Origin of the sequence: Pantoea sp. Ft-CA_14 (genome assembly GCF_024520875.1) — a bacterium.
GTDB lineage: Bacteria > Pseudomonadota > Gammaproteobacteria > Enterobacterales > Enterobacteriaceae > Pantoea > Pantoea agglomerans.
The window spans coordinates 189,217-214,580 of sequence record NZ_JALNPM010000008.1 but is presented as its reverse complement, the minus strand read 5'-3'; the positions used below and the strand labels follow the sequence as shown (position 1 = coordinate 214,580).

Here is a 25,364-nt window from a genome sequence, read left to right as displayed (position 1 = left end):
GTGGTGGGTGATGACGGGTTCGAACCGCCGACCCCCTCCTTGTAAGGGAGATGCTCTACCAACTGAGCTAATCACCCCCGCTGTGTGGAGTCGCATTATAGGGATAGTTGATTTTGAGTCAACGCTTTTTAAAACATAAATGTGCGTTCGGTTTATTTTTAAACACCCTGTCGCGCTTTTAGCCAATGTGCTGGTTTTACTGGCAGAAAAGCCCCTTTTCCCGGGCGGCAACCGGCGGGCATGCATTGAGGATTCACCGTCAGATGCTAGAATGTGCCCACTGTTTTTTCGCGTCTAACCTGTTTTTTGTCATCCAGACAGAGAACCCGCGCATCTAAGGCAATACTCAATGAAAATCAAAACACGCTTCGCGCCCAGCCCGACTGGCTATCTGCATGTAGGTGGCGCCCGTACCGCACTTTACTCCTGGCTCTTTGCCCGTCACAACCAGGGCGAGTTCGTGCTGCGCATTGAAGATACCGATCTGGAGCGCTCCACGCCGGAAGCTATCGAAGCCATCATGGATGGCATGAACTGGCTGAGCCTCGACTGGAATGAAGGCCCTTACTACCAGACAAAACGTTTTGATCGTTACAACGCGGTCATTGATGAAATGCTGGAAGCGGGTACCGCCTATAAATGCTACTGCTCTAAAGAACGTCTGGAAGCGCTGCGTGAAGAGCAGATGGCCAACAACGAAAAGCCGCGTTACGACGGCCGCTGCCGTGACAGCCATGAACATCATGCAGATGATGAGCCGTGCGTTGTGCGTTTCCGCAATCCGCAGGAAGGTTCGGTCATCTTTGACGACCAGATCCGTGGCCCGATTGAGTTCAGCAACCAGGAGCTGGATGATCTGATCATCCGCCGCACCGATGGTTCGCCAACCTACAACTTCTGCGTCGTCGTGGATGACTGGGATATGGGCATCACCCATGTGATTCGCGGTGAAGACCACATTAACAACACGCCACGTCAGATCAACATCCTCAAAGCAATTGGCGCGCAGGTTCCGGTGTATGCCCACGTCTCAATGATCCTGGGCGATGACGGCAAAAAGCTCTCCAAGCGTCATGGCGCGGTAGGGGTGATGCAGTATCGTGATGATGGCTACCTGCCAGAAGCGCTGCTCAACTACCTGGTTCGTCTGGGCTGGTCACATGGCGATCAGGAAATCTTCAGCGTGGCCGAAATGGCTGAGCTCTTTACCCTGGATGCGGTCAGTAAGTCTGCCAGTGCGTTCAACACTGAGAAACTGCAGTGGCTGAACCATCACTACATCAATACGCTGCCGCCAGAATATGTGGCGACACATCTGCAGTGGCATATTGAAGAGCAGAAAATTGATACCCGCACGGGCCCGGAACTGGCGAAGCTGGTTGGTCTGTTAGGCGAGCGCTGCAAAACGCTGAAAGAGATGGCTGCATCCTGCCGCTACTTCTATGAAGACTTTGCAGAATTTGATGCCGATGCCGCGAAGAAACATCTTCGTCCGGTAGCTCGTCAGCCGCTGGAAGTGGTACGCGATAAGCTGGCCGCGATCGAAGAGTGGACGGCTGAAAACGTACATCAGGCTATTCAGAGCACCGCAGATGAGCTGGAAGTCGGGATGGGGAAAGTGGGCATGCCGCTGCGCGTGGCCGTAACCGGTGCCGGTCAGTCACCCGGACTGGATGTCACCGTGGAAGCGATAGGCCGCAGCCGCAGCGTTGCACGTATTGAGCAGGCGCTGGCCTTTATCAGTGAGCGGGAAGCGCAGGCTTAATAAACAGAACCGGAAGCTTCGCGCTTCCGGTTTTTACTCTTCAGTAATATCCAGACGCTGCAACATGCCTTTAATTCCTATCCGTAATATCAGCGCTGACAGCTGCTCCTGTTCAGCCTGACTCATTTGTGGAACCGCATTCACCAACAGTGCCGTCAGTGAATCTGCCGGAACCCTATACATTGCGGCGGGTTCGTGCAGGCTACGCGTCGAATGGATAAATTTTTCTACGCGATCATCGACATGAATCAATCGCGCCTTGCCGCCCTGAATACCGGGTCTGGGCAGGGTGGTCCAGTTTTCGCGCTTAATCCATTTGTTCACTGTCTGTCGGCTCAGGCCCGTCTCTGAGGCGAGTTCTTCGGGTGTTAACCATTCCTTTTTCATCATACCTTCCCTGATAAATACACCTTACTCTTCGCTGATTCCCAGTCGCTGCAAAACGCCCTTGATACCTTCGCGTAAGATTAGTGCAGTGAATTGATCCTGCTCGTCCTGAGTCATTTGCTGGACGGAACTTATTAATAACGCAGGTAATGAATTAGACGGAGTGCCATAAGTTGCCGTCGGCTCGTTAAGGTTACGGGTCGACTGAATAAAACTTTTCACGCGCTCATCAATGTGAATCAATCGGGCTTTACCGCCTTGCACACCGGGCTTCGGCGTGGTCGTCCAGTTTTCCCGCTTGATCCATTTATTCACCGTTTGCCGACTGTAACCCGTCTCTGCAGCCAGCTCTTCGGGGGTAAGCCATTCCTTTTTCACGATGCAGTCCCTGATTAATACATTAGCAGGACATATTACAGCAAAACGTAACGGGTGAAAGTAACTGAAGCTGAAATTGCCTTTTGTCTCTCGACAAAAGGCAAAACATCATTACTGAGGATTACTGGCGGGTTCAGCGGCAGGGCGGAATGCAAGGAAATAGGCCAGACCAACGAACACGGCACCACCCACGGCATTGCCTGAGAAGACGGCAATAAAATTAGGGAAGTACTCTGCCCAGCTCATCTGACCGGCAAAAATGGCGGCCGGAATAATAAACATGTTAGCGACAACGTGCTGGAAGCCAATGGCCACAAATGCCATCACCGGGAACCACATGCCGAAGATCTTGCCGACCACATCTTTACTGGCAAAGGCCAGCCATACCGCCAGGCAAACCAGCCAGTTACAGCCGATACCGGAAATAAAGGCGTGCAGGAAATCAGCGTGGACTTTTGCAGAAGCGATAGCAACGGTCTTCTTCAGGTAATCGCCCTCGGTCATACCCAGCATGTGACCAAAGAACCAGGCGACAGCCACGCTGCCGAGAAAGTTAGCCAGGGTAACCCAGAACCAGTTGCGCGCCACGCTCATAAAGCTGATGCGACGGGCGAACCAGGCCACCGGTAAGGTCATCATATTACCGGTCAGCAGTTCACCACCCGCCAGCACGGTCATGATGATCCCCACCGGGAAGACCGCGGCACCTAACAGGCCACCAAAAGAGCCCCATTCAGCGGGAAGGGTGTTGATCACGTGAAGATCCAGCAGGAAGCCGGTCGCAATAAATGCGCCCGCCATAAAGCCGAGAATCAGAAGGATGCTGACAGGTGCACGGCTTTTAGCCACGCCTGACTGGATCGCCAGTTGTGCGATTTCTTTAGGTGTATGCAGCGACATAGTATCTCAGTAGTTTTTTTATGATTAATGGGACGATAACGCCTGGTGGACGCGTGGTGCGCGGGAGAGGGTCCCGGGTACCACTAAATTAGCGGGCTAAGTTTTGCATGCGAAAAAGCCGAAGACAAGAAAATTCCTATAACATATTTAACCGTGAATTAACCTGACGGCAGACTGAATAACAGTTAAAAAACGGTCCTGTGTGAACAGACACGATTTTCCCCTGCAGCATGCTGCTGAAACTTCGCAGGTTGCCGCCTTTTTCAGCGATCAAACAGAGAATGTCATTTTGCCGTTGACACCCCGGAGGGGGTTTCATATTATGCCGTCCGTCGCTTAACGCGACAGTTTTTCGGTTCGGGGCTATAGCTCAGCTGGGAGAGCGCCTGCATGGCATGCAGGAGGTCAGCGGTTCGATCCCGCTTAGCTCCACCAAACTTCTTCCCAAAAGTTTGGCACTGAAAAACGATTCCAGATGTGGGGGTATAGCTCAGCTGGGAGAGCGCTTGCATGGCATGCAAGAGGTCAGCGGTTCGATCCCGCTTATCTCCACCATTTTCTGACACGCCGTTGTCAAAATCCTTTCTGATTAATCTCTTATTCGCCAGTTGCTGCGGATCCCAACGCTATTGCTTTGCCATTCACGCTGCTGCGCACGCTTAATTGCGTTATTAACCGGCATAACCTGTCATGACATCCGATGCTGTTTGCAGGACGTTGTGTCGCCTCTCGTGCACGATCTGAATGCAGATGTGACATGTGCAATGAAAGAGTTAACGCGGGAAAGGGGAATCAGCGGGAAGCAGAGCAAGGATAGAGCAGAAAGAGAAGGGCGAGACCTGCTCGCCCTTTGATGCTTAGAGTAGTGCGCAGAACCGTGCTTAGAACGCCAGAACCAGACCGGCGATAGCAGCGGAAAGCACGCTGACCAGCGTAGAGCCGTACAGCAGCTTCAGACCAAAGCGGGAAACCACGTTGCCCTGTTCTTCGTTCAGACCTTTAATCGCACCGGCCACGATGCCGATAGAAGAGAAGTTGGCGAACGAAACCAGGAACACAGAAAGAATACCTTCTGAATGTGGCGACAGCTGACCCGCGATTTTCTGCAGATCCATCATGGCAACAAACTCATTCGACACCAGCTTGGTCGCCATAATACTGCCGACCTGCAACGCTTCGCCAGCAGGCACGCCCATCACCCAGGCAAACGGATAGAAGACAAAGCCGAGAACGCCCTGGAAGGAGATGCCGAAGATCAGATCAAACAGCGCATTCAGACCTGAAATCAGCGCGATAAAACCAATCAGCATGGCGGCAACGATAATCGCGACGCGGAAACCGGCCAGGATATACTCGCCCAGCATCTCAAAGAAGCTCTGGCCTTTGTGCAGATCCTGCAACTGCAGATCTTCTTCGTTCTCAACGCGATAAGGGTTGATCAGCGACAGCACGATAAAGGTGCTGAACATGTTGAGCACCAGCGCGGCGACCACATACTTCGGCTGCAGCATGGTCATGTAGGCGCCGACAATCGACATCGATACGGTCGACATCGCGGTCGCGGCCATGGTGTACATGCGGCGCTGTGACATTTGGCCCAGGATATCTTTATAGGCGATGAAGTTTTCTGATTGTCCCAGTATCAGAGAACTCACGGCGTTGAAAGATTCCAGTTTTCCCATGCCATTCACTTTCGACAGTACGGTACCAATACCGCGAATCACCCATGGCAGGATACGGAAATGCTGCAGAATACCGATCAGCGCAGAGATAAAGACGATAGGGCACAATACGTTAAGGAAGAAGAAGGCCAGGCCTTTGTCGCTCATGTTGCCGAAGACGAAGTTGGTACCCTCAGCGGCATACTTCAGCAGATGGTCAAAGAAGCCCGCGAATCCTTTGACGAAACCGAGTCCCGCTTCTGAGTTCAAGAAGAACCAGGCGAGCACAATTTCAATCACCAGTAGCTGTATAATGTAGCGAATGCGAATGCTTTTACGATCGTGACTGACCAGCAAGGCGAGTATCCCGACCACCACCAGTGCTAAAAGAAATTGCAAAATATGGGACATGGTTGCTCCAAATTTGAGGAGGGTTGTATTTTGTTGCGTATTCTATGTAACGCGTTACTTAAAAACGAGATCTGAACCACAATATAAGTATTCGCTATCGTTATATTTTCCAGAAAAGTTCCAGAGATCACGTCCTGTTTACAAATACTTCACTTCAGATAACCACATAATTATTGTCTGAATTTTACACCGGGCGTAAAGTGACACTATTGCTCACATTTTTAGCAATCACATCCTTTACTGTAATGTATAGCAATGGCTATACTTTATAGCAGCATCTATTACACCGATAACAATAAACGAATTTCACTTGCACCTGCTAACCCCTAAGCTGCCGGGGCAGGCAAATGTTCAGACAGGGTACCGGATATGTTTGAAAGTCGTACCGCCGAGCGCGCCGCTCGCGGAGTCAGAAAAGTCAAACTCGCACTACTGGGGCCCGCTTTTATCGCCGCTATCGGCTATATCGATCCGGGCAACTTTGCGACCAACATTCAGGCGGGCGCTGCTTACGGCTACAAATTGCTGTGGGTGGTGGTATGGGCCAACATCATGGCCATGCTGATTCAGCTGATGTCAGCCAAGCTGGGTATCGCTACCGGCAAAAACCTCGCTGAACACATCCGCGATCGTTTTCCCCGGCCTGCCGTCTGGTTTTACTGGGTGCAGGCGGAAATTATCGCCATGGCCACTGACCTGGCGGAATTTATCGGTGCCGCGCTGGGGTTCAAACTGCTGCTCGGCATTTCTTTGATGCAGGGCGCGGTGCTGACAGGCATCGCCACGTTCCTGATATTGATGTTACAGAGCCGTGGGCAAAAGCCGCTGGAGCTGGTGATTGGCGGACTGCTGCTGTTTGTGGCGGCGGCCTATATCGTCGAACTCTTCTTCTCTCAGCCCAGTGTCAAAGAGCTGGTGATCGGTATGGCGCTGCCCGCGTTACCAACGTCGGATGCCGTATTCCTGGCGGCGGGTGTGCTGGGTGCGACCATTATGCCGCACGTGATTTACCTGCACTCCGCGCTGACGCAGGGCAAAAGTGAGGACAGCAAAGGTCAGCGGTACTCCTCAACTAAACTGGATGTGGCGATTGCCATGACCATCGCCGGATTTGTTAACCTGGCGATGATGGCGACCGCCGCAGCGGCGTTTCACTTCAGCGGGCACAGTAAAATCGCTGAACTCGATCAGGCCTATCTGACGCTGCAACCGCTGTTAGGTCAGGCAGCGGCGACGGTGTTTGGTCTGAGCCTGGTGGCCGCCGGATTATCTTCAACGGTGGTCGGTACGCTGGCGGGGCAGGTGGTGATGCAGGGCTTTATCCACTTCCATATTCCCCTGTGGGTGCGCCGAACCGTCACCATGCTGCCCTCCTTTATTGTCATCTGGGCAGGCTGGGACCCGACAAGGGTGCTGGTGATGAGTCAGGTGCTGCTGAGTTTTGGTATTGCGCTGGCGTTGATTCCGCTGCTCTCCTTTACCGGCAACCGCGAGCTGATGGGCGAAGATATGGTTAACTCGCGTCTGATGCAGAATACCGGGCGACTGATCGTGCTGCTGGTGATTACGCTGAATCTTTACCTGCTGGTGGGTGAAGCGCTGGGGCTGTAGCGGTTATGGTAAACAAGAAAACGCCCGGCTATGCCGGGCATTTTCTTGTTGGCAACGTCTGGCCAGGTTCGCAGTGATACCGAGCCAGCGCAGGAAACACGGTCAGATCGGAAAGACGCAAAATCCGTCATCCATGACATGCTCGGCCCGCGCGATTACGCACCTCATCCTTGAGGTGCGCCCGTAGCCGGGCCAACGCGTTGCGTTGTTCAAAAACGCTCCCGGCGTTTTTGTCCATGGCGCGGGACGCTTTCCTCTTCTGACCGTGTTCCCTGCGCGTTGAGTTTATGCGTTGCGGCCAGAATCACACTGATTGAAGTCTTTGTGTTGTCTGAAACGCCCGGTTCTGCCGGGCGTTTTTATTAATGGCGATCGTGTCCGTGATGGTCAGGCCCACGACGGTCATGATGATCCCAGCCACGATCACGATCGCGGCGATACTGATGTTCCCAGCGACGCTCACGGTCGCGCTCATGCCAGCGGCGTTCGCGCTCCCACTGCTGCTGACGACGCCACTCTTCGTGTCGCCACCAGCGGCGTTCGTTGTAAGAATAGCGGTCGTTCCACCAGCGCGGTTCACGCCAGCGGCCACCATCCCAGTAATAGCCACGGCGATCGCGATCGCCAAGATTCAGGGTGACGCCGGGGGCCAGAGTAATAGAGGCACTGGAGGCCTGGGCTGTGTGGTGTGCCAGCGGCGACAACAGGGCCAGCAGGGCAGCAAAAATAAGGGCTCTTTTCATTTTCTTCTCCTCATCAACAGTCTGACGCTGTTGCGGCGCAGCGATTATGCCTGCGTATTGCTGTTGTTACCGCATCATTGTGTCGGAAGATTGTGAGGAAATTGGGGAGAGAAAGGGGTTTGAGACTATTCTGGCGCAGAAAACGCCCGGCGTCAGCCGGGCGCTAAAATCGTTACAGCAGCGCCGCGTCAATCGCAGCTAACTCGCTGTCGCTGAACTGACGGCGAGCGAGCATCGCCACCGCGTCATCGATCTGGGCTGTTTTGCTGGCTCCGATCAGTACTGAAGTCACACGCTCATCGCGCAGCACCCACGCCAGCGCCATCTGCGCCAGCTTCTGTTCGCGCTGCTGCGCAATAGCATTAAGCTTGCGGACCTTCTCCATCTTCTCATCCGTCAGCTGGTTCTCATTCAGGAACTTGCTGCCGCTGGCCGCGCGCGAATCTTCCGGAATGCCCTGCAGATAGCGATCGGTGAGCACGCCGCCTGCCAGCGGAGAGAAGGCGATACAGCCGACGCCCGCATCGCCCAGCGTCTGAATCAATCCTTGCTCAGGTGTGCGTTCAAACATCGAATAGCGCGGCTGGTGAATCAGACAAGGGGTGCCGAGATCGCGCAGGATAGCTATCGCTTCGGCGGCGAGATCGGCCGGATAGTTTGAAAGGGCAGCGTAAAGCGCTTTGCCCTGGCGCACCACATGATCCAGCGCGCGCATCGTCTCTTCCAGCGGGGTTTCCGGATCGGGACGGTGATGATAGAAAATATCCACATACTCCAGCCCCATTCGCTTCAGGCTCTGATCCAGACTGGCGACCAGATATTTACGCGAACCCCAATCCCCATAAGGCCCCTGCCACATGGTATAGCCCGCTTTAGTGGAGATGATCAGCTCATCACGATGGGCACGAAAATCTTCCCGCAGAATACGCCCGAAGTTCTCTTCGGCTGAGCCAGGGGGGGGGCCGTAATTGTTGGCTAAGTCGAAGTGCGTGATGCCAAGGTCAAACGCATGACGCAGCAGCTCACGGCTGTTATCGACCCGGGTACTGTCACCAAAGTTATGCCACAGTCCCAGCGAAATGGCGGGCAGTTTAATGCCGCTGCGGCCGCTGCGGCGATATTCCATCTGTTGATAGCGATCGGGGTGAGGGAAAAGGGACATTCAGCGCTCCTGGGTAAAAACGGGGATATGTGCCAAAAGTCTATCAGTGTATACGGTTACACTTAGTGACAGCGCGCTGCAATTCGCATTTTTACAGAATATTCCGCCAGCGTAACGTCGCCTTTCCAGCCATTGCGGCTGGCTAAAATAGCGGCACGCCTCGCTAATTTCATCCTCTGTCAGATACTTAACCCGACTCTTCCCTGAAAGGAATGCGCGATGTCCACGTTCACTGTTGGAGATTACCTGCTGACCCGTCTGCAGGAGATTGGTGTAAAGCATCTGTTTGGCGTGCCGGGCGACTATAACCTGCAATTTCTTGACCACGTCATCGCCCATCCGGCCATCAGCTGGGTAGGCTGCGCTAATGAGCTTAACGCAGCCTATGCGGCAGACGGTTATGCACGCTGCAACGGCGCAGGAGCGCTATTGACCACGTTTGGTGTGGGCGAGCTCAGCGCGATTAATGGCATTGCAGGCAGTTATGCCGAGTATCTGCCGGTGATCCATATCGTTGGCGCGCCTGCGACGCAGGCCCAGTTGCAGGGGGATTGTGTTCATCATTCGCTGGGCGATGGCGATTTCCAGCATTTTATTCGCATGGCCGCAGAAGTCAGTGCGGCAACGGCACAGCTTACCGCCGACAACGCCACGGCTGAGATTGATCGGGTGATCGTCTGTGCGCTGCAGGCCCGCCGTCCCGGCTATTTATCGCTGGCCGTCGACGTGGCGGCCATGGAGGTGCAGCCACCCGCGCAGCCCCTGAACAGTCATCAATCCTCTTCGCCCGCTGCGCGTCGCGCTTTCAGCGACGCGGCGGAACGTTTGCTGGCACCGGCGCAGCGGGTTTCACTGCTGGCCGATTTTCTTGCGCTGCGCTGGCAGCAGCAGTCCGCACTGGCCGCGCTGCGTGAACAGTGTGCGATTCCCTGTGCCAGCCTGCTGATGGGCAAGGGGGTTCTGGATGAACAGCAGCCGGGTTACGTCGGTACCTATGCCGGTGAGGCCAGCGCAGGTCAGGTGTGCGAACAGATCGAGCAGGTGGATGTGGCGATCTGCGTCGGGGTGCGATTTACCGACACCATTACTGCAGGCTTCACGCAGCAGTTTAACCCTGAGCGACTGATTGATCTGCAGCCCTCCAGCGCCAGCGTGGGCGGTGAAAATTTTGCGCCGCTATCGATGGCGGATGCGCTGAGCGAACTGCTGCCGCTGTTTAAACGCTATGGCCAGCAGTGGCAACCCGCCGCCGCACCGCCCGCCGCGCAATCTGCAGAACCGGCGGCGGTGATCAGCCAGCAGGCGTTCTGGCAGGCGATGCAGGCATTCCTGCAACCCGGCGACCTTATTCTGGCCGAGCAGGGGACAGCCGCCTTTGGGGCCGCCGCATTAAGATTGCCCTCGCAGGCGCAGCTGGTGGTTCAGCCATTATGGGGATCAATCGGCTATACTCTTCCGGCAGCGTTTGGCGCGCAGACTGCCGATCCTGATCGCCGGGTTATCCTGATCATCGGAGACGGTTCGGCGCAGCTGACAATTCAGGAACTGGGTTCGATGCTGCGCGACCAGCAGCGGCTGGTGATCTTTTTGCTGAATAATGAAGGCTATACCGTCGAACGGGCGATTCATGGCGCAACACAACGTTACAATGATATTGCCCAGTGGAACTGGACGGCCTTACCGCACGCCCTTAGCCTGCAGGGCCAGGCGCAGAGCTGGCGTATCAGTGAAACGGTGCAGTTAGAGGAAGTGATGGCGCGACTCTCAGAGCCGAAGTGGCTCTCTCTGGTTGAAGTCGTCATGCAGAAAGAGGATTTGCCGCCACTGCTACGAAAAGTCACCGCCTGCCTGAATCAACGCAACGGCGGCTAAGATTCAGATAGTTGCCGCTGTGCAGGGTGGACTATCGCGGTTAGGCTGTAGCACACCTGAGTAAGACGCTCACCAATCGCACCGGTGAGCGTTGTTGTTTTATGGGCAGAATTTTATAGTGTCCTCCAACTCTTAAGACCCCAAGCGGAGCAACAGAAGAATGACAACCTATGCCTTGGTCGGCGATGTCGGCGGTACTAACGCACGCCTCGCCCTGTGTGAGGTGGAAAGCGGCAGCATCACCCAGGCCAAAACATTCTCAACATCAGAATACGACAGCCTCGAAGCCGTCATCCGCCACTATCTTGATGAACAACAGCAGGACGTTAAAGATGGCTGTATTGCCATTGCCTGCCCGATTACCGATGACTGGGTTGAAATGACCAACCATGACTGGGCGTTTTCCACGCGCAAGCTCAAAGAGAACATCGGTTTTGAACACCTGGAAATCATTAACGACTTCACTGCGGTATCCATGGCGATCCCGATGCTGACCGCCGAAAACGTGATTCAGTTTGGCGGTACAGAGCCAGTCAAAGATAAGCCTATCGCGATTTATGGTGCCGGCACCGGATTAGGCGTCAGCCATCTGGTGCATGTGGACAAGCGCTGGGTCAGCCTGCCAGGTGAGGGCGGTCATGTCGACTTCGCTGCCAACAGCGAAGAAGAAGATCAGATCCTGGAAGTGCTGCGTGAAGAACTGGGCCATGTTTCAGCGGAACGTGTGCTGTCAGGTGCCGGTCTGGTTAACCTCTATCGTGCGATTGTTAAAGTGGATAATCGCGTGCCGGAAAACCTGAAGCCGAAAGATGTCAGCCAGCGTGCGCTGGATGACAGCTGCACCGACTGCCGTCGCGCGCTGTCAATGTTCTGCGTCATCATGGGCCGTTTCGGCGGCAACCTGGCGCTGAATCTTGGCACCTTTGGTGGTGTCTATATTGCCGGTGGCATCGTGCCACGCTTCCTGGAGTTCTTTAAGTCGTCGGGTTTCCGTGCGGCGTTTGAAGATAAAGGCCGCTTCCGCGACTATGTTGCCAGCATCCCGGTTTATATGATTACGCACGACCAGCCTGGCCTGCTGGGCGCGGGCGCGCATCTGCGCCAGACGCTGGGTCGCGAAATCTGATTCTGCTTTACCTCGCGCGCACTGCCATTCTGCGCGCGAGCGATTTTCCCGATCGGCCTGCTTCAGCGGGGCAGGATCGGGAAATCCCCCCGGACTTTTTGCTGCTCTCCTGCTTCGCCACCCCCCTTTCTGAACAGGCCTTTAGCCCTCCTGCGCTACAGGCGCATCAGCTGTCGAAACTGCTTCACCTTACTGCGGCTGACCGGCACCTGAAACTCCAGATCGCGCAGCTTCAGCAGATAGGTATTGTTAAACCACGGCTCGATTTCACGAATCTTGCTGAGGCTGACGCAGTAAGAGCGGTGGCAGCGGAAAAATTGCTGTTCCGGCAGGCGTGAACAGAACTCGGTAATATTCATCGACATCACGTAGGATTCGCGCCGGGTATAAACAAACGTCAGCTTCTCATGCGCCTCAACGTAGTAAATATCATTCACGTCAGTGACGATAATGCGCTCATCTTTGATCAGGTTGACCGTCTGCGGCGCGGGCGTGGCGCTGAGATGGCTGACCGCCTGCTGCGCCTGCGCTGTGGCTTCGAGCTTGTTCAGCATGGTAACAATCCGCGACTCCTGATAGGGCTTGAGAATGTAGTCAAACGCCTCCAGCTCAAACGCTTCTACCGCATGCTCTTTCCACGCGGTAATAAAGACAATCAGTGGCTTGTGGGCAAACTGATGGATATTCTGTGCCAGCAGCATGCCATCCAGTGAGGGGATGTTGATATCGAGGAAAATCACATCAACCCGATGCTGTTGCAGGTACTTCAGCACGTCCAGACCATCGTCAAAACAGGCTTCGATCTCGATTTTGCTGTGATGCTGAATCATCCAGCTCAGCTCCTGCTGCGCCAGGAATTCATCTTCCACAATAATGGCTTTCATAACAGATTCTCCGCCAGGCGCTGGCCATTCTTACTCAGCGTAAAGGAAATCTCGGTGCCCGGCTGATGCCGCACGATATTCAATCCCTGACCCGACAAAAGTTTTACCCGATGATGCACATTGAGCAGGCCGATTTTATTACCGGGCATCTCGTTGCGCGCCACCCGTGCTATCACTTCGTCACTGATGCCCTGGCCGGTGTCCCGCACCGAGATCCGCACCTGATCGCCCAGATCCCGGACGCTCAGCGTCACCACGCCTTTGCCTTTACAGGGCTGGATGCCATGGACAATGGCATTCTCCACCAGAGGCTGGATCAGCAGACTCGGCAGCAGAAAATGGAGATCCTCATCGACGTCATAGATCATCGTCAGCTTATCGCCAAACCGGGCCTGCTCGATGGCGATGTAATCTTTCACCTGCCACAGCTCTTTACGGATGTCGATTAGCTCATCGTCGTTCAGTTCCAGGTTGTAGCGCAGATAGCGTGACAGATTTATCACCAGCTGACGGGCGGTATCGGGATTGAGCCGGATAGAAGAGGAGATAGCATTCAGGGCGTTGAACAGGAAATGAGGATTTATTTTACTTTGCAGCGCACGTAGTTCCGCTTTATTCGCCATCTCGCGCAGCTGCTCGGCACGCGACACTTCAAGCTGGGTTGATATGATTTGTGACAGGCCAATCGCCATCTCCTTCAGCGAGCCGGTAATACGGTGTGCGCGGCGATAGTAGATTTTCAGCGTGCCGGTGACTTTGCCTTTCTCCCACAGCGGGATCACGATCATGGAGTGAATATCTTTGGTGCGATGCGCTTCATCGTTGTTCTTAATGATAATTTTACCGCTGGCGATCGACTGCGCCGTGGTGGGGCTGATGCCATCATCCCCATGTTTATAATTATGTTCGCCATAGCCGACGTAGGCCAGAATCTGTTTTTTATCGGTCATCGCCACCGCATCGGCTTTGATCTCCCGTCGGATAATGTCACAGATGTTGCGCAGCGAGTCGCTGTTCACCTGACGGAACAGCGGCAGGGTTTTATTGGCGATCTCCAGCGCCAGCTTGGCCTGGCGGGCGGCAATCGCCTCTTTTTCCCCCTCGACGCTCTGCACCAGCAGCACAATAATGCCGATACTGGAGGCACCGAGGATCATCGGCAGAGCAATTTCTGACACAATCGCCAGCCCGAGTGAGGTGGGGCGCGCCCACACAACAATCAACAACATCGTCAGGGCTTCACAGAGCATGCCGCCGACGATACCGGCACGCCAGCGGTGCTCTTTCAGTACCCGGCGATTAATACCGCCCGCGACGATACCGGCAATGATGCTGGTAATCAGGCAGGGCACGGAGGTTACGCCGTGAATATCGATCAGAAAACGGTGCAGACCGGCAATAACCCCGGTGGCGATCCCGACCCAGGGACCAAACAGAATGCCACCCGCCATCACGGCGATGACCCGCACATTCAGCAGTGAACCATCGACATCGACACCCGACCAGGTACTGAACAGCGCAAACAGGGAAAAGATGGCAGTAACGGCTACTTTCTCCGCACGGGTGTGTTCATCTTTTTGCAGCAGCTGACGAAACGGGCGGGTGCGTGTCAGAAAGAACAGGCAGATCAGCATCAGGGCGGCGCGGTCAAATACTGCCAGTAACATCGTGAAGTGGGAGGACACAGGCGACTCGTCGGCAATGGAAAGTGCCTCTATGATAAAAAATGTGATCGCGAACCGCTAGCGTCCCGATCAATCACGGCGGGAGTTAGTGTTTCAGATCAATTTTTACGGCATATGGGCAAAAAGAGGAAAGGTTGAGTGCATTAAAGGGGAACAGTTTTTTCGCCCTGCAGAGGCTGGTCGCTAAGGTGCCGTTTTGCTATGTTGCGCGATGAGGTGCGCCAGTGACCGCTGGAAAACCGCGCCCATCGGGAGCAGCAGATGCAACTTGTCACCGCCAGATTAACCCTGAGTAAATTACAGCCAGAAGACTGGCAACTGTTTCGTGCCGTCCATGAAGATCGCAACACCATGACCTGGGTGAGCGAAATCCCCGATGAAGCGGATATCCGCCAGCGCTTCACCGAGCGTCTGGCCCCCTGGCAGGCGAGCAGTTTTCATATGCTCTGCCTGGTTGCGCGACGTCGTGACAACGGTGAGCCGATTGGCCTGTTTGGCTGCAGCCCCGAATGGGAGCCATACCGTCAGGCGGAGGTGGGCTATATGCTGCTGCATCGCCACTGCGGTCAGGGATATGGCAGCGAAGCCCTGGCGGCGCTGTGTCAGTTTTTGCTTGAAGCCGATTTCCACAAACTCAAAGCGATGGTGATTGAAGGGAACTGGGCGTCACGCCGTATTCTGGAGAAAAACGGCTTTCAGCTGGAGGGCACGCTACGGGATAATTATCTGCTGAACGGCTGCTGGGTGAACGATTGGCTGCTGGGGCGGCTGAATCCGCAAAAATAAAAATATTTTCCGCCACCCTCGACAAAATGATCCTCGCCACGTTATGTTCGTAACGGGTCACCACAGTGACCCGCGTCGCTCGGACGGTCCGGGCGCTTACGTAATCCAGAGGACATCATGGCTGATAACAGCACACCCCGTCGTTTCTCGCGTATCGAACGTTTACCCCCTTACGTTTTCAACATCACCGCTGAACTGAAGATGGCTGCGCGTCGGCGCGGCGAAGATATCATCGACTTTTCAATGGGCAACCCGGATGGTCCGACTCCGCCACACATCGTCGAAAAGTTATGCCAGGTGGCGCAGCGTGACGATACCCACGGTTATTCCACTTCTCGCGGTATTCCGCGTCTGCGCCGGGCAATCTCGCGCTGGTACGCCGATCGCTATCAGGTTGAGATCGATCCTGAATCAGAGGCGATTGTCACCATCGGTTCCAAAGAGGGGCTGGCGCACCTGATGCTGGCGACGCTGGATCACGGTGATACCGTGCTGGTGCCCAATCCCAGCTATCCGATCCATATCTACGGTGCGGTGATTGCCGGGGCGCAGGTACGCTCGGTGCCGCTGGTGGCGGGTGTCGACTTCTTCAATGAGCTGGAACGCGCCATTCGCGAGAGCTATCCCAAGCCAAAAATGATGATCCTTGGCTTCCCGTCCAACCCCACCGCACAGTGTGTGGAGCTCGACTTTTTCGAACGGGTGATTGCGCTGGCGAAGCAGTACAACGTGCTGGTGATCCACGATCTGGCCTATGCCGATATCGTCTACGATGGCTGGAAAGCACCATCGATTATGCAGGTGCCGGGCGCGCGTGATGTCGCCGTCGAATTCTTTACCCTGTCAAAAAGCTACAACATGGCGGGCTGGCGTATCGGTTTCATGGTGGGCAACAAAGAGCTGGTCGCCGCGCTGGCGCGAATCAAAAGTTATCATGACTACGGCACTTTTACGCCACTGCAGGTGGCGGCGATTGCGGCGCTGGAAGGGGATCAACAGTGCGTGCGCAACATCGCAGAGCAGTACAAACGCCGCCGTGATGTGCTGGTCAAAGGATTGCATGAAGCGGGCTGGATGGTGGATAACCCGAAAGCCTCAATGTACGTCTGGGCAAAAATACCGGACCATTACGCACATCTGGGGTCGCTGGAGTTTGCCAAGAAACTGCTGCAGGAGGCGAAAGTCTGTGTCTCGCCCGGTATCGGGTTTGGCGACTATGGCGACACGCACGTGCGTTTTGCGCTGATAGAGAATAGCGATCGTATTCGTCAGGCGGTACGGGGAATTAAAGCGATGTTTCGTGCCGATGGCATATTGCCAGGCAGCATAAAAATGGAAGAAGAACGCTGACAGCCAGCAGGGGCGACTCAGGGGTCGCCCCGTGGCGGCACTGTCACGCCATTACTTCAGCAGCAGAACAAAGGTTCCGAACCAAAGTAACGCGAAAAAAGATATTCCCATCAAGGCATATTTCACAAAGCAACTCCTCTGAGCGGTTACGATGATGGCGATCCCAAACCAGTGCAACGCGAACAGATGTGGAAAAGAGATCGCCATTTACAGTCATGGTCTGCTCTCTTCCGGGTTGATCTGAATAACTCAGAACAGGATCGAGCGCTAATTTACGCGTAATCCTCCCCAAATGAAATAGGTCCGTTCTGAGATATTGCTCACAATTTTACGGCACTTCGATTTCAGGGATCGCCGACATGCCTACACGTAACTGAGCCAGATGCTGTTGGTCGCCATCCAGCACAATTTTCACCGGCAGACGTTGAACGACTTTAGTGTAGTTGCCGGTGGCGTTATCGGGAGAGATCGCCGAAAAAGTTGCGCCGGTGGCCGGTGCGATGCTGTCCACATGACCGGTAAAGGTCTCGCCCGGCAGGGCGTCCACCCGGATCCGCACCCGCTGGCCGGGACGCACATCGCTTAACTGCGTCTCAAGATAGTTAGCGGTTATGTAGGTTTGCTGCAGTGGCACCACCGCCAGCAGACGGGTGCCGGCTGATACGTACGCGCCGGTCCGCACCGAGCGCTGACCTACCATGCCGTCAACGGGCGCAGTAATGCGGGTGTAGGAGAGATTCAGCCTGGCCTGATCGACGCTGGCCTTCGCCGCTGCAACGTCCGCTTCTGCTGAACGCACCGCCGCCTGTAGCACTCCCACCTGTTTTACTGCCGACGCCAGCGCGGCCTGACTCTGATGCACGGCTGCCAGCGCCGAGCGCTGGTTTGAGCTGGCTTTCTGCTGATCGTCGGCTGCCACGGTACCGCTTTTATAGAGGCGGTTATAACGATCGGCGCTCTGACCGGCATACTGCGCAGAGGCTTCGCTGGCCGCGACGCTGGCTTTCTGCTGATCAATCACCGACTGCTGCTGCTCCAGCTGTGCCTGACTGCTCAGCAGTTTCGCCTGGCTCACCTGCAGGTCAGCCTCCGCACTCTCCAGCGCCACACGATAGTCACGATCGTCCAGCGTCGCCAGCAGCTGACCCGCTTTGACCTGCTGATTATCCTGCACCTGCACGTGGCTGATGTAGCCCGAGACTTTCGGTGCCACCAGGGTGTAGTCCGCATTGACGTACGCGTCGTTGGTGCGGTGATCGTTGCCGGTCATCAGTGACCAGACCACAAAAGCGATGGCCAGTAACACCAGCAGCAACAGACTCAGCAGCAGGGTTCTTTTCATTTCGAAAGCACGCATATTCAGTTATTCCGGGAAGGGTTTTGAATCAAAGTTTGAGGCGGCCACACCCGTTTTGGCAGGATGGCGGTAAGCAATAACAGGCAGGCGGCAAAGCCGGTCAGCATCAGCCAGCTGTCGCTCAGACCAAGGATCGTGGCCTGATGCCTGACCAGGGTGGCGAATCCGCTGAGATTATCGGCGGCGCTGATGCTGCCATCCGGCAACAGCGGCAAGCTGCTGCTGGCCTGACTGGCCGTCGGCGCTGTCATCAGCCAGCTGCGACTGGCCGCCTGATTAATCAGCACACTGGAGTGAAACTGCTCACGATGCGAAAGGAAAACCTCAACCAGCGTAGAGGCAGCGATGCTGGAAAAGCCGCGCACCGTATTAAACATCGCCGAGGCAAACGGGCCTTCTGGCGGGGCCACAACGCTGGTGGCGCTCATCAGTATCGGCAAAATGATCATCGGTTGTCCGAACGCCTGCAGGATCTGCAGCAGCCAGAAATTCTGTCTTGCCCAGTCACTGGTGATCTGTGTGCCCAGCAGACAGGAGGTCACCAGCAAGCCGACGCCCGCCGTCAGCATCCAGCGGCAGTCGATCCAGCGGATATTCAGCAGGGCTGCAATCAGCGGTGCGATCAGCAGTTGCGGCAGACCCACCGCCAGCGCCAGCGGGGCAAACTCAAGGGTGCGAAAGCCGCTGACCTGAGCAAAATAGGCCGAAGGCAGCGCGGAGCCAGAAAGCCCAAGGATGAGCACGCAGGCCAGGCCCAGCAAGCCATGCGCCAGATTTGGCCGTCGGAGCATCTGCAATTTAAACAGCGGCAGCGGGTGAAACCACTCATTAATCAGGAAAACCAGCAGCAGCGGCAGCGCGGTGAGCAACATACCGGTAATCAGTGGCGAGTTCAGCCAGTCGAGGCGCTCACCCTGGGTCAGCACCAGAATCAGCAGCGCAACACCACTGCAGCCGGTCACCATGCCGAACAGATCGATCTGCTGAAAGCGTTCCGGTCGCAGCGGATCCTGGGGCAATCCCCATCCTGTCAGCAGCATAGCGATCAGCATCAACGGCACGACCTGCCAGAACACCATCATCCAGCTGACGTGATCGGTCCACAACGAGGCCAGCGAGGCCGCCATATTGGGACCAAACGTTGCGGTCAGGGCATAGCCCGCCAGGCCAAAAAGTTTAAAGGGCGGCGGCAGAAAGCGCAGGGCGACCGTCATCAGCATTGGCGGTAAGGCGCCGCCAAACAGGCCCTGCAATACGCGCAGGCTGATAAATAGCGTCGGATCCCGCACCAGCGGCAGCAGAATGCCAGTCAGCATAAATCCCGCCGACACGCCTAACGTAAAACGCCGCAGCGACAGGGTGACGGCAAACCAGGGCGCAATCATCATGGCGGCCACTTCTGCCGCCTGATAGCCAGAGATAATCCAGCTACCCTGATCGTAACTGATGCCGATCGCGGCACGGATATCGGCCAGCGCGATATCACTGACGCGATCGTTCAGCCCGGAGGTCAGGGCGGCGATGAGCACGCCGACTAATCCCAGTGCCAGTTGCAGTGTAAAAGGATGAGGGGCCGGCGCGGCGGCAGGCTTAGCGTTCATTGCAGGCGATCTCGTTATTATGATGCAGTGTACTGCGATGTGATACAGGTCGTAATATTACATCCCGGTATACTGTATTGCAATGTGGTACAGGCTGTAAAAAGTGCGGCATTCGCGCTACAGTAAGGCAGCTCAAACAGGACGACGCTATGGCACATCAACCCTCCAGCCGCGAGGATGAAAAAACGGGCGGTATACAGGTCATCGCCCGTGCGGCAAAAATTCTTAATGCGCTTGGCGAACAGCCCGGCGGCATGAGCCTCGGTGAGATCGCTCAGGCGGTCGAACTGCCGCGCTCAACGGTGCAGCGTATTGTTGCCGCGCTCGACAGTGCAGAGCTGGTGCGCAGCAGCGGGGCGGGCGGACTGCGTCTGGGGCCAGCGCTGTTAAAACTGATCTCCAGCGTACATACCGATGTGGTTGATCTGGTCAGTCCGCTGCTGGAAAAACTCTCTTCCGACACCAATGAAACCGTCTCGCTGGCGCGCGCCAGCGGCAGTCAGCTGGCGATTATTCACCACGTGGTGGCGTCGCGTGAGCTTCGGGTGGTTCCGCATATGGGACTGAATCTGCCGCTCTACAGCACCTCCGGTGGACGGGCGTTGCTGGCGCTGGAGTGTGAAAAAGATGTACGGACGATCGTTGGCGACGCCTGGCAGGAGTTAACCGATATGACGGTGAAAACGCTGCCTCAGTTGCTGCAACTTATCAGGGAAGTGCGCGAAACCGGTATCGCCGTGGATCGCGGTGAAACGCTGGAAGGTATCTCTACCATGGCGTTTGCGCTGGATACGCTGTTTGGTCGCTTTTCTGTCTCTTTGCTGGTGCCTTCTGCACGTTTTCTGCGACACGAAGCCCGTTTTCGTGACGAGATGCTGAAGTGTAAAGAGGCACTGGTGCGTGAAATCGGCAAAGTCGCCGCGATAGAAGGATAAGCATTCGATGAAAACCCTGCTGATGGCCATTGATCACTCTCCGGTAGCGGAAAAAGTGGTCGCCTTAACCATTGAAGAAGCGCTGGCGCATCGCGCCGATGTGGTCGTGCTGTGCTGCGTCGATCCCGCTTACTCCTCCTGTAATCAGCCAATGGAAATCGATGCGGGTGAAGATCCGGCCGATTTTGTGGCTGCGCAGGATGAGCAGAATACGGCAGAAATGGTGGTGCGCCATGCACTGGCTCCGTTACTGCGCGCGGGCATTAATGCGCGAGGCATGATTCTGGCGGGTGACGCGGCAGATACTATCGTTGCCCAGTCGCAACAGCTTAAGGCCAGCATGATTATCATGGGACGTCGCCATCTCTCCTCTTTGAATCGGCTGTTAAAAGGCTCAGTCAGCGCATCGGTTATTGAGCGCGCTCACTGTCCTGTGCTGATCGATGTGCGTAAGGATTAATCCCGCCGCATGAATGCTCTGCTTTTTATTACGCTGGCCGCGTTTGCGTTGCTGGCGCTGATTGTTATTGTGCTGATCAAAACCACCCGGCTGCGTTTGTGGCAGGGGCTGATCATCTTTCTGCTGCCCCTGATACTGGCGAATCTGCTCTGGTTCAGCTGGGTTGCGCCGCATCAGTTGCAGGCCAGTCAGCGTGAGCAGGCGGTAAATCAACTGGCAAAGATGCCCGGTTATCGGGTGCTGCAGACTCAGGAACCGGCGTTATGGCTGTTGCTGACCCAGGAGCTGACCCGGCGCATCCGGGCGGGGGAGCCAGCTGAGAAGGCGACGGGCGAGCTACGTGGCTGGCTGATTGAGGTGATTAATCAGCGGCTGATGCGCGGAACTGACGCGGCGGTGGTCAACTATATCAGCGTCTCAGTTGAAGAGATGCGGGCGCTGAACCAAATCGATCCGGGCCTCTGCTTCCGTTATCTCTATCCGCAGGTGAGTGGCGGCATCAATCTGCTGACCACGCTGCCGCCGTCACTGAATCGCAAAGAGGCGGATGCCATGGAGCAGCTGCTGCTGAACAGTCCACTTCCCGAGCAACCGCTGGATAAGACGCAGGCGCAGGATGATCTGCAAAAAATTGTCGCCCGGCTCTATCAGCAGTGGGGGGATAAGCTGCAGCAGCTGAATATGCCTGCCGACACGGCGGTTGATCGCTCATCGCTGTGTGCCATGTCGATTGATCTCTACAGCGCGATTCTGGCATTACCTGACAAGCGCGCCGCTAACCTGTTACGTAGAATGATTGCATTAACTGGCCAGTAAGCGGCAGCGGAGCAGCGGAATGGCGGGCGAAAAAAAGCCCGCTAAGCGCGGGCAGGGAAGAGAGGAACAGATTTTTATTTTTGGCATTTCCTGGTGTGGTGCAGTCTTCGTTTTGTCTGAATGCATCTTGTCATGCCGTTCATGATAGTGATAGCCGTTTAATCGTATTACATTAATCGGTAAAAGCTTCTCAAGTTTTGAACTTTCGCGCATTAATCCTATGGATGCGCGGCATGCTGCGTCATAAACTGCGCGGCAACGTGAGGATAACTAAATGAAAAAACTAATAACCGGCGCACTGGCGCTGATTTTGTTGAGTGGATGTACTGCCAGCAAACCCGGGGCATTTGAACGTGTAGATGAAGATCCAGGCTCAAATACCGTGCAGTACCGTTTTGACCCGGTAAAGGTCAATCGTGATGCAATGAATATTGATCTGGCGAATTACTGCAGTAATAAAGGCTTTGATAAAGTCGAGGCGTTACCTGCGCAGGAGAGTCATATTCCGGGACTGCAGAAAGCGTGGTTCCAGTGTAATTATGCTGTGAAAAGCTAAATAAAACGGGCGGGATAATTATCCCGCCCTTAAAGTTTAATGCTTTTATTTTATGCTGTGTGACATCTTTGCCCGTTAGCGGCGATGGTGACCGCCATGATACCCACCGTGATAACCTCCATAGTAGCCTCCATGATATCCGCCGCCACCCCCGCGGTGCCAGCCATTGTCGTGTCTGGGGCTGATGATACAACCACTTAATAAGGTCATCAGCGCAACCACCGAAGCGACTTTAATTAATCTCTTCATCGGAAGCTTCTCCTCTTTTCCAATGACTATGACACTACGCTGGAAAAGTGGAGTGAAGATGCAGGCTTTGTAGAGTTATTTAAGAAGGTATGACGGAATATTTCAGAGTGCTGCGTTTTGCAGCGGAGAATAATAAAGAAATAAGAATGAACTGAATAGTAAATACTATCAAAGAGAATAGTCTCAAAATCAAGCGAAAATAATTCTCATTTGAAAGTTTTTACAACTACATTATTAGCATGTCAGTTCAATGGGAGAGAAACATGGCGCATGACGTTAAAAATATTCTGGCTTTACAGGCTGAACTGGGCGAATGCCCGCTCTGGTCCGTCAAGGAACAGGTGCTGTACTGTGTCGATATTCTGGCACCCGCCATTCACCGTTTTAATCCGGTCAGCGGTGAACTGCAAACTTTCCCGCAGGCGGAAGAGGTGGGATGCATCGGTCTGCGTGAGCAGGGCGGTCTGATAGCTGCATTGCGTGGCGGTGTCTGGCTGCTGGATGCGCAGGGTAAGCCAGAGAAAAAGATCGCAGAAAATCCCGGTGAGGCTGCGCAAAGCCGATTTAATGATGGCCGCGTTGATCCCTGGGGGAATTTCTGGTGCGGCAGCCTGTGGGAACCGCAGGACAAAAATGGCGGGCTGCTGTGCCGCGTGACGCCTGACCTGAAGCTGGAGGTCAAAGCGCGTGACATTAAAATTTCCAACGGGCTGGCCTTCTCTCCCGACCGGCGCTGGATGTATCACAGTGACACGCCGAATGAAGCGCTCTATCGCTATCCATTAAATGCGCAGGGCGAACCGGGCGAACGCACTCTGTTCCGCCGTTTCGACGCGAAAGGTGGATTGCCGGATGGTGCCGCAGTGGATAGCGAAGGATTTTACTGGTCCGCACAGTTTGATGGCGGACGCGTAGTACGCATCGATCCCCGGAGCAGCGAAATCGTCGATGAGATCCTGCTGCCGGTGAAGTGGCCAACCATGGTGGCCTTTGGTGGCGCCGATCTTAAAACGCTGTTTATTACCAGTTCACGGGAAGATCGCACCGAAGAGGAGCTGGCGCGCTATCCGCAGTCAGGCAATATCTTTGCGGTGGACGTCTCGGTGGCGGGCATGGCAGAGCCGCGATTCCGCGGCTAAACGTGAACGGGCCGCTCTGGCGCGGCCCGTCGTGATGGTTAATGACGTTGCAATACAGGTGTTGCTGTAACAGAACTCTGTGGTAAGCGGATGGTGAGTGACAGGAACAGGGAGATGACCAGCAGTGTCATAATCAGGCTGAAGGTGACGGTGAACCCGCCAAACAGCGAGGCGACCAGTGAGCCCAGCACGCTTCCGATACCAAATCCGAGATAGAGCAGACCATAGTTTTTTGTCAGGTTGTTGAGGCCGAAAAAGTCACTGACCAGCGACGGGAATACCGTGATGGTACCGCCAAAGCTGAAGGCTACACAGGCGAGTGACAGGAAGAAGGTGATCTCATTCATTCTGGTAAACAGCAGCACGCTCATCCCGATCAGCGACACGATTTGCGCCAGTGAAATAACCCGGATGCGCATCATTTTGTCAGACAGTATGCCCAGCACCAGACGGCCACTCAGGTTGGCAATCGCAATCACCGTTACCGCACTGGCAGCGGTCTGCGTAGTCAGATGCACCAGCCCTTCGCCGATATCTTTGGCAACGCCTATCACATAGAGACCGCTCATGCAGGCTGTCAGGAACATCAGCGCCAGCATCCAGTACTGAGGCAGACGCACCGACTGTGCCAGTGTGTAATCCCGCGCATGTTGCTGACCATTCGTGCTGCTCCCGGTATCCTGAAGGGGGGCATCACGCATCAGCAGTGCACCGAGGATAATCATCGACATCGCGAGCACGCCCCAGATCATAAAGGTCTGCTCCAGACCCACCGTTGCCAGCAACGCCCCGCAGATAAATTTGAATCCCAGACTGCCAAGACCGTAAGCGCCAATCGCACAGGCAGAGATCATCCCTTTGCGCTCCGGAAACCACTTCACGCAGTTTGAGAGCGTCATCAGGTAACCTGCGCCATCGGCCAGGCCCACCAGCAGTCCGGCGCTGAAATAGAGCATCATCAGGTTATTAGCATGCGCGGTAAGCCAGAAACCCAGCGCCATCAGCACACCCGCCCCGATAGTGACGCGGCGTACGCCAAAACGTTCCTGTAATTTACCGGCCAGCGAGGAGGCAATAGCCAGCCCCAGGCTCAGCAGACCAAATGAAAAAGCGACCTGACTGACCGTCGCATCCAGCTTCTGTGACAGCTGGCCGTTAAACAAACTCCACGTGTAGACTGACCCCAGCGCGAACTGAGTGATTACCGTTCCGAACAATGTAAGCCAGCGAGCACGCTGGTAAGAAGCCTGTTGAGTCTGGTTCATAATTTTTCTCTCCCATCCGGGAATCTGGAAACTGCGGTCAGAATAAAGCAGTGATTCGCGCGCGTGAGCAGTAAAGGCATGAACGGAACGGATCGGGGAATGAAATGCCATTCAGGCGGTATGAATGGCATCGGGAGGGGTTGGCAACGTCGCGTCAAAAGTAAGCAAAACGGCAGCTTAATGATTAAGCGTAATTAGCCGTAAGATAATGTTTCAATCAGATGATTCTGTGAGCAGGTTTACAGATTATTTGCCAGGCTAACAG

At 55.1% G+C, this 25,364-nt stretch carries 23 protein-coding genes and 3 tRNA genes; 13 read left to right on the top strand and 13 right to left on the bottom strand.

Annotated elements, in window-relative coordinates:
• Position 1: 1 nt before the first annotated feature.
• Positions 2 to 77: transfer RNA gene (locus tag NR195_RS14195), tRNA-Val, on the bottom strand.
• A 272-nt stretch (positions 78 to 349) separates the two neighbouring features.
• Here NR195_RS14195 and gltX point away from each other — a divergent pair.
• Entirely contained in the window at positions 350 to 1,765 is a 1,416-nt protein-coding gene (gene gltX / locus NR195_RS14190; RefSeq protein WP_010257834.1) for a glutamate--tRNA ligase, read from the top strand.
• A gap of 33 nt (positions 1,766 to 1,798) precedes the next feature.
• On the opposite strand, the gene NR195_RS14185 is transcribed toward gltX, so the two are convergent.
• The 3 genes from NR195_RS14185 to NR195_RS14175 form a co-directional block, all read right to left on the bottom strand.
• Positions 1,799 to 2,155: a YfeC-like transcriptional regulator gene (locus NR195_RS14185; RefSeq protein ID WP_250488662.1), complete on the bottom strand. Its 357-nt coding sequence runs from the start codon at positions 2,153 to 2,155 to the stop codon at positions 1,799 to 1,801.
• Positions 2,156 to 2,176: 21 nt separating this feature from the next.
• On the bottom strand, positions 2,177 to 2,530 hold the full coding sequence (locus NR195_RS14180; protein WP_010257838.1) for a YfeC-like transcriptional regulator: 354 nt from the start codon (positions 2,528 to 2,530) through the stop codon (positions 2,177 to 2,179).
• A 111-nt stretch (positions 2,531 to 2,641) separates the two neighbouring features.
• The gene (locus NR195_RS14175) at positions 2,642 to 3,430 is read right to left on the bottom strand and encodes a formate/nitrite transporter family protein (protein ID WP_010257841.1); all 789 of its coding nucleotides are present in this window, start codon (positions 3,428 to 3,430) and stop codon (positions 2,642 to 2,644) included.
• A 359-nt stretch (positions 3,431 to 3,789) separates the two neighbouring features.
• Between NR195_RS14175 and NR195_RS14170 the strand changes: the two genes are divergently transcribed.
• Both NR195_RS14170 and NR195_RS14165 read left to right on the top strand, forming a co-directional pair.
• Positions 3,790 to 3,865, top strand: a tRNA-Ala gene (locus NR195_RS14170).
• 44 nt (positions 3,866 to 3,909) lie between these two features.
• Positions 3,910 to 3,985, top strand: a tRNA-Ala gene (locus NR195_RS14165).
• A gap of 326 nt (positions 3,986 to 4,311) precedes the next feature.
• Here NR195_RS14165 and NR195_RS14160 read toward each other — a convergent pair.
• Positions 4,312 to 5,502, bottom strand: coding sequence for a NupC/NupG family nucleoside CNT transporter (locus NR195_RS14160; protein ID WP_010671371.1), 1,191 nt, complete (start codon positions 5,500 to 5,502; stop codon positions 4,312 to 4,314).
• A 369-nt stretch (positions 5,503 to 5,871) separates the two neighbouring features.
• Here NR195_RS14160 and NR195_RS14155 point away from each other — a divergent pair, with 369 nt between their 5' ends.
• Positions 5,872 to 7,113 (top strand): Nramp family divalent metal transporter, encoded by a 1,242-nt coding sequence (locus NR195_RS14155; RefSeq protein ID WP_191919991.1) that lies wholly within the window; start codon positions 5,872 to 5,874, stop codon positions 7,111 to 7,113.
• Between the two features lie 362 nt (positions 7,114 to 7,475).
• Here the strand turns inward: NR195_RS14155 and NR195_RS14150 are convergent, their stop codons facing one another.
• Together NR195_RS14150 and mgrA are read right to left on the bottom strand one after the other, a co-directional pair.
• Positions 7,476 to 7,856: a DUF2502 domain-containing protein gene (locus tag NR195_RS14150; RefSeq protein ID WP_132499577.1), complete on the bottom strand. Its 381-nt coding sequence runs from the start codon at positions 7,854 to 7,856 to the stop codon at positions 7,476 to 7,478.
• A gap of 172 nt (positions 7,857 to 8,028) precedes the next feature.
• On the bottom strand, positions 8,029 to 9,018 hold the full coding sequence (gene mgrA, locus NR195_RS14145) for an L-glyceraldehyde 3-phosphate reductase (protein WP_010257851.1): 990 nt from the start codon (positions 9,016 to 9,018) through the stop codon (positions 8,029 to 8,031).
• A gap of 219 nt (positions 9,019 to 9,237) precedes the next feature.
• Here mgrA and ipdC point away from each other — a divergent pair, with 219 nt between their 5' ends.
• A complete protein-coding gene (gene ipdC / locus NR195_RS14140) occupies positions 9,238 to 10,890 on the top strand; it encodes an indolepyruvate decarboxylase (protein WP_256844638.1) in 1,653 nt (550 codons plus the stop codon).
• Between the two features lie 160 nt (positions 10,891 to 11,050).
• Positions 11,051 to 12,016 (top strand): glucokinase, encoded by a 966-nt coding sequence (gene glk, locus NR195_RS14135; RefSeq protein WP_010257856.1) that lies wholly within the window; start codon positions 11,051 to 11,053, stop codon positions 12,014 to 12,016.
• Positions 12,017 to 12,171: 155 nt separating this feature from the next.
• On the opposite strand, the gene NR195_RS14130 is transcribed toward glk, so the two are convergent.
• Complete coding sequence (locus tag NR195_RS14130; protein WP_003848909.1) at positions 12,172 to 12,900, bottom strand: LytTR family DNA-binding domain-containing protein; 729 nt, start codon at positions 12,898 to 12,900, stop codon at positions 12,172 to 12,174.
• A complete protein-coding gene (locus tag NR195_RS14125; RefSeq protein WP_010257859.1) occupies positions 12,897 to 14,567 on the bottom strand; it encodes a sensor histidine kinase in 1,671 nt (556 codons plus the stop codon). The genes NR195_RS14130 and NR195_RS14125 overlap by 4 nt, the downstream gene beginning before the upstream one ends.
• A gap of 279 nt (positions 14,568 to 14,846) precedes the next feature.
• On the opposite strand from NR195_RS14125, the gene NR195_RS14120 reads away from it, so the two are divergent.
• Together NR195_RS14120 and alaC are read left to right on the top strand one after the other, a co-directional pair.
• On the top strand, positions 14,847 to 15,371 hold the full coding sequence (locus NR195_RS14120) for a GNAT family N-acetyltransferase (RefSeq protein WP_010671373.1): 525 nt from the start codon (positions 14,847 to 14,849) through the stop codon (positions 15,369 to 15,371).
• A 117-nt stretch (positions 15,372 to 15,488) separates the two neighbouring features.
• Positions 15,489 to 16,721, top strand: a complete 1,233-nt coding sequence (alaC, locus tag NR195_RS14115) for an alanine transaminase (RefSeq protein ID WP_256844637.1) — start codon at positions 15,489 to 15,491, stop codon at positions 16,719 to 16,721.
• 51 nt (positions 16,722 to 16,772) lie between these two features.
• On the opposite strand, the gene ypdK is transcribed toward alaC, so the two are convergent.
• The 3 genes from ypdK to NR195_RS14100 form a co-directional block, all read right to left on the bottom strand.
• Positions 16,773 to 16,847, bottom strand: coding sequence for a membrane protein YpdK (ypdK, locus tag NR195_RS14110; RefSeq protein ID WP_099257831.1), 75 nt, complete (start codon positions 16,845 to 16,847; stop codon positions 16,773 to 16,775).
• A 202-nt stretch (positions 16,848 to 17,049) separates the two neighbouring features.
• Positions 17,050 to 18,078: an HlyD family secretion protein gene (locus NR195_RS14105; protein WP_010257869.1), complete on the bottom strand. Its 1,029-nt coding sequence runs from the start codon at positions 18,076 to 18,078 to the stop codon at positions 17,050 to 17,052.
• 2 nt (positions 18,079 to 18,080) lie between these two features.
• Positions 18,081 to 19,679: an MFS transporter gene (locus tag NR195_RS14100; RefSeq protein WP_033788121.1), complete on the bottom strand. Its 1,599-nt coding sequence runs from the start codon at positions 19,677 to 19,679 to the stop codon at positions 18,081 to 18,083.
• Positions 19,680 to 19,828: 149 nt separating this feature from the next.
• Here NR195_RS14100 and NR195_RS14095 point away from each other — a divergent pair, with 149 nt between their 5' ends.
• The 5 genes from NR195_RS14095 (at position 19,829) to NR195_RS14075 (ending at position 23,834) form a co-directional block, all read left to right on the top strand.
• The gene (locus NR195_RS14095; RefSeq protein ID WP_010257875.1) at positions 19,829 to 20,614 is read left to right on the top strand and encodes an IclR family transcriptional regulator; all 786 of its coding nucleotides are present in this window, start codon (positions 19,829 to 19,831) and stop codon (positions 20,612 to 20,614) included.
• Positions 20,615 to 20,621: 7 nt separating this feature from the next.
• Positions 20,622 to 21,074, top strand: coding sequence for a universal stress protein (locus tag NR195_RS14090; protein ID WP_033769738.1), 453 nt, complete (start codon positions 20,622 to 20,624; stop codon positions 21,072 to 21,074).
• Between the two features lie 9 nt (positions 21,075 to 21,083).
• On the top strand, positions 21,084 to 21,890 hold the full coding sequence (locus NR195_RS14085; protein ID WP_052272199.1) for a hypothetical protein: 807 nt from the start codon (positions 21,084 to 21,086) through the stop codon (positions 21,888 to 21,890).
• 274 nt (positions 21,891 to 22,164) lie between these two features.
• Positions 22,165 to 22,446: a lipoprotein gene (locus NR195_RS14080; protein WP_033758553.1), complete on the top strand. Its 282-nt coding sequence runs from the start codon at positions 22,165 to 22,167 to the stop codon at positions 22,444 to 22,446.
• Between the two features lie 512 nt (positions 22,447 to 22,958).
• The gene (locus NR195_RS14075; protein WP_256844636.1) at positions 22,959 to 23,834 is read left to right on the top strand and encodes an SMP-30/gluconolactonase/LRE family protein; all 876 of its coding nucleotides are present in this window, start codon (positions 22,959 to 22,961) and stop codon (positions 23,832 to 23,834) included.
• 38 nt (positions 23,835 to 23,872) lie between these two features.
• Here the strand turns inward: NR195_RS14075 and NR195_RS14070 are convergent, their stop codons facing one another.
• The gene (locus tag NR195_RS14070; RefSeq protein WP_022624176.1) at positions 23,873 to 25,099 is read right to left on the bottom strand and encodes an OFA family MFS transporter; all 1,227 of its coding nucleotides are present in this window, start codon (positions 25,097 to 25,099) and stop codon (positions 23,873 to 23,875) included.
• Positions 25,100 to 25,364 lie beyond the last annotated feature (265 nt).